Here is a 6731-nt window from a genome sequence, read left to right as displayed (position 1 = left end):
TTGCCGAACGCCTCGAAAGCGGCGCCGGATACCGACTGACCGACGCCGACGAGACCTGACCCCAGACGGGTCGAATCTGTGAACTCGGCCCCGCTAGCGGGCCAAGCGGGCGTAGCGTCCACCCACTCGACCCGTGGGGGGCCATGAGATACCGCACCACCGCAGCCCTGGCCGTCGGAGGCGTACTGCTCGCGCTGAGCGGATGCTCCGACAGCGGAGGCGGCGACAAGCCGACCGCCCAACAGCCGCCCGGCACCGTCGCCCCGCCGGCGGCGACCGGACCCGGGGCGCCCGCGCCGACCGCGGTCAGCACCACACCCGCCGGTCCACCGGCGCCCGTCGCCATCGGCCAGCCCGTCACGCTCCAGCGATCGGGCGGCAGCGGCATCACCATGACCGCGCTCCGCATCGCCGACCCCGCACCAGGCCCGGGCAGCGGGGCGACCGGCACCAGGCGCGTCGCCGTCCAGTGGGAGATCACCGCCAGCGGCACCCAGCCGATCAGCAGCACACCCGCCGACGGATCCGCACTGATCGACCAGGCCGGCCAGCAATACTCCAGCGCCTCGTTCCTCAAGACCGACCTCGGGCCGGCCATGCCCGGCAGCGCGTCCACCGCCGCCGGCGACAAGCGGACCGGCTGGGTCTGCTACGAAGTCCCCACCGGAGCCCAGGTCACCAAGATCCAGTACGCGCCCGGCCTCGGCCTCGCCGCCGACACCGCCACCTGGACCACCTGACCCGCCACACCACCCCACACTCCGAGGCCCCGGCACCCCCAGTTCGGGGCCTCGGTCATACCCCGACGCTCGGGCGGCGTCGGGACGTAGGTGGGGCCGTCGAGCAACGCTCCGGCCCCACCCGCACCCCGCGGTAGAGCAGCCCGGTCAGCTCGCCGACGCACACCATCAGTCGGAGGACGCCGGTTCGAATCCGGCCCGCGGCACCACGCAACCACCACAACCAACCAGGGAGGCCATCATGGCGCGCGGCACCATCACCCTCACCCAAGGCACGCGGGCCGGGACCACCCTGCCGGCGGCGACCACCGGCGACGCGACCAACGGCCACCAGGTCGCCAACGACAGCCGGCTGCTGATCATCGGCAAGAACACCGGAGCCACGTCACGCACCATCACCTTCCTGCCCAGCCGGTTGGTCGACGGGCTCGCCGTCACCGGCCGCGTCGAGACCCTGGCGGCCGGCGAGAGCCAGGTGTTCAGCGGGTTCGACACCGGCGACTACGGCACCATGCTCAAGATCGACGTCGCCCACGCCGAAGTCACCATCCAGGCCATCCGCGTCTGATGCCGCCCACCTGGTACTGGCTCGGACCGCCGGAGGAGGACGCTCGCCCGCTCGCTGCGGTCAGCCTCACCTACACCTGGTCCGACGGCCACACCCACACCATCGTGGACCGGGCAATCCCCAGCGACCCCCGAGAACAGGCGATCCTCCGGGCGCTCCTGGCCCACGCCCTCGGTCTGCTGGACGCGGACGCGCCCGTCAGTCCCTGAACGAGCCGTCCGCACGCCGCTGGTGACGGCCCATCAGGTGATGACACTGCGGACAGTTCCGCATGATCACCGGCTTGACCAGCCAGGCGAACGAGACCAGATACGCGGTCTTGATCACCAGCTTGCCGAGCAGCGACTTCGTACACGTCTTGCAGTCACGACACCCAGCCACCGCACACCCCCAGCCCCGCGGCCACCCTGGCGGCGGGAGGCCAGCGTGCCGGCCGAGCGGCGAGCAGCGCGGCAGAGTGATCAACCCGCAACCAGGAGACCCGCAATGCCCCGCATTCAGATCCTCGAACTACCCCGGGTCGAGTTCGCCGACGGCACCTACCGCACGCCGTTCGTCCTCGTCCTCGACCAGTGCGACCCGGCGGCCTATGAACTTGAGGCTCCACACCTGGACGCCTTCAAGCGTGCCGTCGGTGCTGCCGCCGTGTACGCCACCCCTGGCACCATCGACATCCCGGCGAACGACCACCGCCCTGTAGAGCGGGACCAGGAGGAGGCGGAGCCCGCACCCGAAGGGCGGGTCACCAAGGCCGAGTGGGACGACATCATGCGGCGGCACCTGGCGCGGATCACCTGGTGACGTGATCATGACCCGCCCCGACCCCACCGACCTGTGCACCTGTGGCCACGCCAGGGCAACGCACGCTCGCACCGTCTGGCGGTGCCGGGAGATCAACGGCTACAACGTCCGGTGCGAATGCGACCGGTTCGAGTACGACGCCCAGGCGAACACCCTGGACAGCCCCGACCCGGACCTGGACGCGCCCGGCACCTGGCTCTGCCCACACGGCAACCGCACCGACGGAACCTGGGGCAAGTGCGACGGCTGCGACGACCTGCGCATCAGCGAGCCGGCATGAACCAACCGGATGGAGGTCGCAATGCCCAAGCGCTCCGACATCACCACCGCCATGGTCCTCGGCGCCATCGACGCATCCGGCCGGTTCGGCGGACACAAGGCATTCACCTCCCTGGTCGAGCACTACCCGTACAAGGTCGTACTCGCCGCCTGGCTGCGGGAGGACGACCGAGGACACATCGACTGGGGCACCAGCATCCTCGGCGCCTGGCTCACCGACGAAGGACGGCAGGCCCTCGCCGCGCTCGGCGGACCCGGCAGGCAGCCGGCCCGCCTCCAGGTCCTGGAGCTACCCCCCGCGGCGAGCAGCACCTTCAGTGCCACGCTCGGCCGCGTCGTATCGCGCGCGCCCAGCCCGCGGTTCGCCTTCCTCCTGGACCGGTGCGACCCCACCGACACCGACCTCGTCGCCCGCGTCCGCTCCGTCGGCGAGCAATGCGGCGCGACCACAACGCTCGTCACCGACCGCACCATCGACCTCCCCGACCCGATGGTGGACGACTACATCCGCCAGGTGTACGGCGAGGCCGAGACCGCCCAGGCGAGGTGACCGCATGCCGCGGCGACTCCGGCCACCGTGCAGCCGACCAGGCTGCGGCAACACCAAGCCCTGCCCCGACCACGCCAACCAGGCCGACCGGCAACGAGGCTCGGCCGCGGCCCGCGGCTACGACGGAACCTGGGCCGACACCCGCGCCGACTACCTCGCCGCCCGGCCCTGGTGCTGCCTGTGCGGTGCCGCCGCCACCGTGGCCGACCACTGGCCGACCAGCCGCCGCGACCTGGTCGCCGCCAGTATCCGCGACCCCGACGCCGACCACCGACTCCGACCACTCTGCCGGCGCTGCCACAGCACCGAGACCGCAACCGCTCAACCCGGCGGCTGGAATGCCGAGCGGGAAAGCCCGCCGTTTTAATCCGGGATTTTTTGTCTCGGATTTTATCGCCTCACTTTTTTCTTTTTTCTTTCCCAGTTTTTTCTCTTTTTTCTTCTCCACTTTTTTCTCGCGACTTTTTTATCTCGGATCTTTTTTCTCCGCGATTTTTTCTTCGTCTTATTTTTTCTCGCTCGCGACGCGCACCCGCGCACCCGGGGGCGCACCCGCGCGGGCGCGCGGAGGTTGACCGCCGGGGAGGGAAAGTCCTGGCCCCGGGGCTGGACCCCTTTGAGCGGAATCCGTCTAAAACGGACATTCGGAATAAGGGGGTGTAAGCCGTGGCCGACCCCCACCGCCGGCGCCCACCCCTCCAGGTGGTCCGCGAGGGCAACCCCGGCAAGGCACCGGTCCGCGAGGGCGTCCGCCTCCCACCCTCACCCCTGGTCGAGCCGAATTGGCTCGACACCTTTCCCACGGTGGCGGACCTGGATCAGCGCGAGACGAATACCAGGTGCCGGGAAATCGCCCGCCGTGAATGGCGGCGCGTCGTCCCTGTCCTCACCCTCTCCGCCGGCCTGGCCGCGGTGGATACGCAGACGGTGCAGGACTACTGCATCTGCGTGGCCCGCATCGACCAGTGCGAGCGGGACCTGTCGACCAGAGGCATGGTCATCCAGGGCGAGCGCGGCTGGATGAAGAACGGCTCGACCACGATCGCCGGCCAGTACCGCCAGCAGTTGGCCAGGTACATCGGCGAGCTTGGTCTGTCGCCGTCTGCCCGCGGCAGGTTGACGCCGCCGGAGGACAACCAGGACGAGGACGACAACGTCTTTGATTGAGAGAACCCCGGCGAGTGCGCTAACACTCCCGGGGCCATGGCCAACCTGGATGAGAGGTCGACATGGGCAACGCTACATGCGGCGTACCCGATTGCGAGCGGCAGCGTCACGGCCGTCACCAGTACTGCAAGCTCCACTACTCCCGGTGGGTGCGCAACGGCCACACCGACCGCGTGGCGGTCTACCGGTCGGCCTGCGAGATCGAGGGGTGCGGCAAGCCCCACCTGTCTCGGGGGATGTGCCCGATGCACTACCGCCGGTGGAAGTTCAATGGTGACCCGAACGTGGTGCGGAAGGTGCGCGACCAGGGCGTCTGTTACGCGGATGCGTGCCCCTCGAAGGCGGAGTCGTTCGGGCTGTGCGGCCTCCACTACCGACGCATGCGGACCTACGGCTCGACGGACCTTCCGCCTCGGGAGGTGGCGCCTTGCTCGGTCGACGCATGTGTCACGGCGACTGTCTCCCTTGGCCTGTGCAACAAGCACTACCGGAGGCTGAGGGCCCACGGAGCCGATGGGCTCACGAAGGGTGACCCCCGAGTCTGTGGCCGTGAAGGCTGCGACGGCCCCTTCTATGCGCAGGACTTGTGCCGCCGACATTGGAGCGAGGGGTACCGCGCAAGGAACCGCGTTCGGATCGCCCAGCACTCGTCTCGCCGTAGGCAACGGGCCGGGGCCGGGATGACAGAGCAGGAGATCATGGAGGCGCTTGAGTATCGCCTCCTGATTGCCGGCGGCCCGTGCGCGTACTGCGGTTCGCCCTCGGACACGGTGGACCATATCGAGGCGGTCCATGTGGGCGGCACGGACAGGTGGACGAACCTGGCGGCGGCCTGCCAATCCTGCAACTCCTCCAAGAAGACCAAGAGTCCCCTGGAGTTCATGCTGTGGCGCTTGTCCCGGAGTGAGGGGGCGCGTCGTGTCGATAGCGCCCGACAACCTTCCGGTGCCGTATGACGCACTGATTGAACTCGGGATGACGGAGGACGAGATTGCGGCGGCTGTCGCGGCTCGTCCTCTTGTCGTTGCGAACCAGTTGGCGGACATGCCGGGGGCGTACTTCGACATCGATGCCGCCGCCCGTGCAATCAAGGCGATCGAGTCGTTCAAGCACACTCGCGGCCGGTGGGGCGGGAACTACCTTCGCTTGGCACCGTGGCAGAAGGTGTGGGTCATTGCCCCGATCTTCGGCTACCTGTACTTCGACCCGGAGCTCGGCCAGCCAGTACGTGTGGCGCGTGCCTCCTGGGTTGAGGTGCCCAGGAAGAACGGCAAGTCGACGCTGTCGTCCGGGATCGCGCTCACGATGTTGTTGGCCGACCGTGAGATCGGCGCGGAGGTGTACGCGGCTGCCGGCTCCTTGGAGCAGGCGAAGCGAGTGTTCGACGATGCCAAGCGGATGGCCCAGACGTCGAAAGCTGTTCGCGGTCGCGCCGAGGTGCTGACGGGTGTCATCAGGGTGCCTCGCACCGGTGGAGTGTTCCGGGCCTTGAGCCGGATTGCTGAGACCGCACATGGACTCAGCCCGTCGGCGGCGGTCGTGGACGAGGTTCACGTGCACAAGAACCGCGACCTGATCGACGCGATTGTCACGGGCACCGGGGCACGGACGCAGCCGCTCGTCTGTTTCATCACGACCGCTGACGACGGGTCCGAGGGCAGCATCTACGACGAGCTGCATTCGTACACCGTGAAGGTTGCCGAAGACGTCGTTCAGGACCCCGCGCACTACGGCGTGATCTGGGCGGCGACCGCTTCGGACGACCCTTTTGATCCCGAGACTTGGGCGCGTGCGAATCCCGGGCTTGGCGTGAGCCCATCGCTCGCGTACATGCGGCGCGAGGCGGAGAAGGCCAAGGCACTCCCGTCGTACCTGCCCACCTTCAAGCGCCTGAGCCTGAACCTCCGGGAGCGGGCGTCGACCCGCTGGCTGGACATGCCGCTGTGGGACTCGCGTGCGGGCATGGTCGACGAGGCCAAGCTTCGCGGCCGGCGCGCCTGGGGCGGCCTGGACCTGTCGGCGGTCAGCGACCTGTCGGCGTGGGTGCTGGCGGTTGAGTCGCCCGAGCCGGGTGTCGAGGTCGAGCTGGTCTCGCGGTTCTGGTTGCCGTCGGATCGGCTCGCCGAGGTCGAGCGCCTGGTGCGGGTGCCGCTCGCACGGTGGGCCCGCGAGGGTTGGCTGACGCTGACCGAGGGCGACGCGATCGACTACGACGCGATCGAGCGCCAGGTCCTCGCGGACTGCAAGGCGTTCGACGTGCAACGCGTGGCCTACGACCGGATGTTCGCCGGCCAGTTGGTTCAGAACGTCGACCGGGAGACGCGCCGCGGCGTGGTCCTCGACCCGACCGCCCAGACCTTCCTCGGCCTGGGCTCCGGCTGCAAGGAGCTGGAGCGGTTGCTCCGCTCGGACGGCCTCCGCCACGGCGGACACCCGGTCCTGCGGTGGCATGCCTCGTGCGTCGAGGTGATCGCTGACGGCAACGACAACGTTCGCCCGACCAAGCCGAACCGGGCCAAGTCCAGCAGTCGTATCGACGGCATTCCCGCCGCGGTGATGGCCCTGTCGGGCTACCTCCGCCGGCCAAAGCCGAAGAGCCGTAGGGCCGCCGGCTTCTGACGATCGA

11 protein-coding genes are annotated in these 6731 nt (G+C 68.9%); 10 read left to right on the top strand and 1 reads right to left on the bottom strand.

Features of this window, described 5'->3' with window-relative positions; all coding sequences use genetic code 11:
- Nucleotides 1-143: 143 nt before the first annotated feature.
- From ABZ374_RS44105 to ABZ374_RS44095, 3 genes are all read left to right on the top strand, one after another.
- Entirely contained in the window at nt 144-740 is a 597-nt protein-coding gene (locus ABZ374_RS44105; RefSeq protein WP_360323459.1) for a hypothetical protein, read from the top strand.
- Between the two features lie 241 nt (nt 741-981).
- On the top strand, nt 982-1308 hold the full coding sequence (locus ABZ374_RS44100) for a hypothetical protein (protein ID WP_360323457.1): 327 nt from the start codon (nt 982-984) through the stop codon (nt 1306-1308).
- Nucleotides 1308-1517: a hypothetical protein gene (locus ABZ374_RS44095; RefSeq protein ID WP_360323455.1), complete on the top strand. Its 210-nt coding sequence runs from the start codon at nt 1308-1310 to the stop codon at nt 1515-1517. Before ABZ374_RS44100 ends, ABZ374_RS44095 begins: the two co-directional genes overlap by 1 nt.
- Here ABZ374_RS44095 and ABZ374_RS44090 read toward each other — a convergent pair.
- Complete coding sequence (locus ABZ374_RS44090) at nt 1507-1689, bottom strand: hypothetical protein (protein WP_360323453.1); 183 nt, start codon at nt 1687-1689, stop codon at nt 1507-1509. The genes ABZ374_RS44095 and ABZ374_RS44090 overlap by 11 nt on opposite strands.
- 105 nt (nt 1690-1794) lie before the next feature.
- On the opposite strand from ABZ374_RS44090, the gene ABZ374_RS44085 reads away from it, so the two are divergent.
- The 7 genes from ABZ374_RS44085 to ABZ374_RS44055 all read left to right on the top strand — a co-directional run bounded on the left by ABZ374_RS44085 (nt 1795) and on the right by ABZ374_RS44055 (nt 6724).
- Nucleotides 1795-2109: a hypothetical protein gene (locus ABZ374_RS44085; RefSeq protein ID WP_360323451.1), complete on the top strand. Its 315-nt coding sequence runs from the start codon at nt 1795-1797 to the stop codon at nt 2107-2109.
- A gap of 7 nt (nt 2110-2116) precedes the next feature.
- Nucleotides 2117-2389: a hypothetical protein gene (locus ABZ374_RS44080; protein WP_360323449.1), complete on the top strand. Its 273-nt coding sequence runs from the start codon at nt 2117-2119 to the stop codon at nt 2387-2389.
- A 21-nt stretch (nt 2390-2410) separates the two neighbouring features.
- Nucleotides 2411-2938 (top strand): hypothetical protein, encoded by a 528-nt coding sequence (locus ABZ374_RS44075; protein ID WP_360323447.1) that lies wholly within the window; start codon nt 2411-2413, stop codon nt 2936-2938.
- A gap of 4 nt (nt 2939-2942) precedes the next feature.
- Nucleotides 2943-3305 carry an HNH endonuclease gene (locus ABZ374_RS44070; protein WP_360323445.1) on the top strand — a complete coding sequence of 121 codons (363 nt, stop codon included), beginning with the start codon at nt 2943-2945 and terminating at the stop codon, nt 3303-3305.
- Nucleotides 3306-3604: 299 nt separating this feature from the next.
- On the top strand, nt 3605-4105 hold the full coding sequence (locus ABZ374_RS44065; protein ID WP_360323443.1) for a phage terminase small subunit P27 family: 501 nt from the start codon (nt 3605-3607) through the stop codon (nt 4103-4105).
- Between the two features lie 62 nt (nt 4106-4167).
- Entirely contained in the window at nt 4168-5061 is an 894-nt protein-coding gene (locus ABZ374_RS44060; protein ID WP_360323441.1) for an HNH endonuclease, read from the top strand.
- Nucleotides 5024-6724: a terminase TerL endonuclease subunit gene (locus ABZ374_RS44055; protein ID WP_360323439.1), complete on the top strand. Its 1701-nt coding sequence runs from the start codon at nt 5024-5026 to the stop codon at nt 6722-6724. The genes ABZ374_RS44060 and ABZ374_RS44055 overlap by 38 nt, the downstream gene beginning before the upstream one ends.
- Nucleotides 6725-6731 lie beyond the last annotated feature (7 nt).

Origin of the sequence: Embleya sp. NPDC005971, assembly GCF_040629175.1 — a bacterium.
Taxonomy (GTDB): Bacteria; Actinomycetota; Actinomycetes; order Streptomycetales; family Streptomycetaceae; genus Embleya.
Note: the sequence above shows the minus strand (reverse complement) of the source record. Positions and strands in the feature narration are given on the sequence as shown.

Excerpts from the sequence above, each read along its gene's own strand:
- ABZ374_RS44080 (WP_360323449.1), top strand. The coding sequence starts at position 2,117 with ATGACCCGCCCCGACCCCACCGACCTGTGCACCTGTGGCCACGCCAGG.
- ABZ374_RS44070 (WP_360323445.1), top strand. The coding sequence starts at position 2,943 with ATGCCGCGGCGACTCCGGCCACCGTGCAGCCGACCAGGCTGCGGCAAC.
- ABZ374_RS44100 (WP_360323457.1), top strand. The coding sequence starts at position 982 with ATGGCGCGCGGCACCATCACCCTCACCCAAGGCACGCGGGCCGGGACC.
- ABZ374_RS44095 (WP_360323455.1), top strand. The coding sequence starts at position 1,308 with ATGCCGCCCACCTGGTACTGGCTCGGACCGCCGGAGGAGGACGCTCGC.
- ABZ374_RS44085 (WP_360323451.1), top strand. The coding sequence starts at position 1,795 with ATGCCCCGCATTCAGATCCTCGAACTACCCCGGGTCGAGTTCGCCGAC.
- ABZ374_RS44105 (WP_360323459.1), top strand. The coding sequence starts at position 144 with ATGAGATACCGCACCACCGCAGCCCTGGCCGTCGGAGGCGTACTGCTC.
- ABZ374_RS44060 (WP_360323441.1), top strand. The coding sequence starts at position 4,168 with ATGGGCAACGCTACATGCGGCGTACCCGATTGCGAGCGGCAGCGTCAC.
- ABZ374_RS44075 (WP_360323447.1), top strand. The coding sequence starts at position 2,411 with ATGCCCAAGCGCTCCGACATCACCACCGCCATGGTCCTCGGCGCCATC.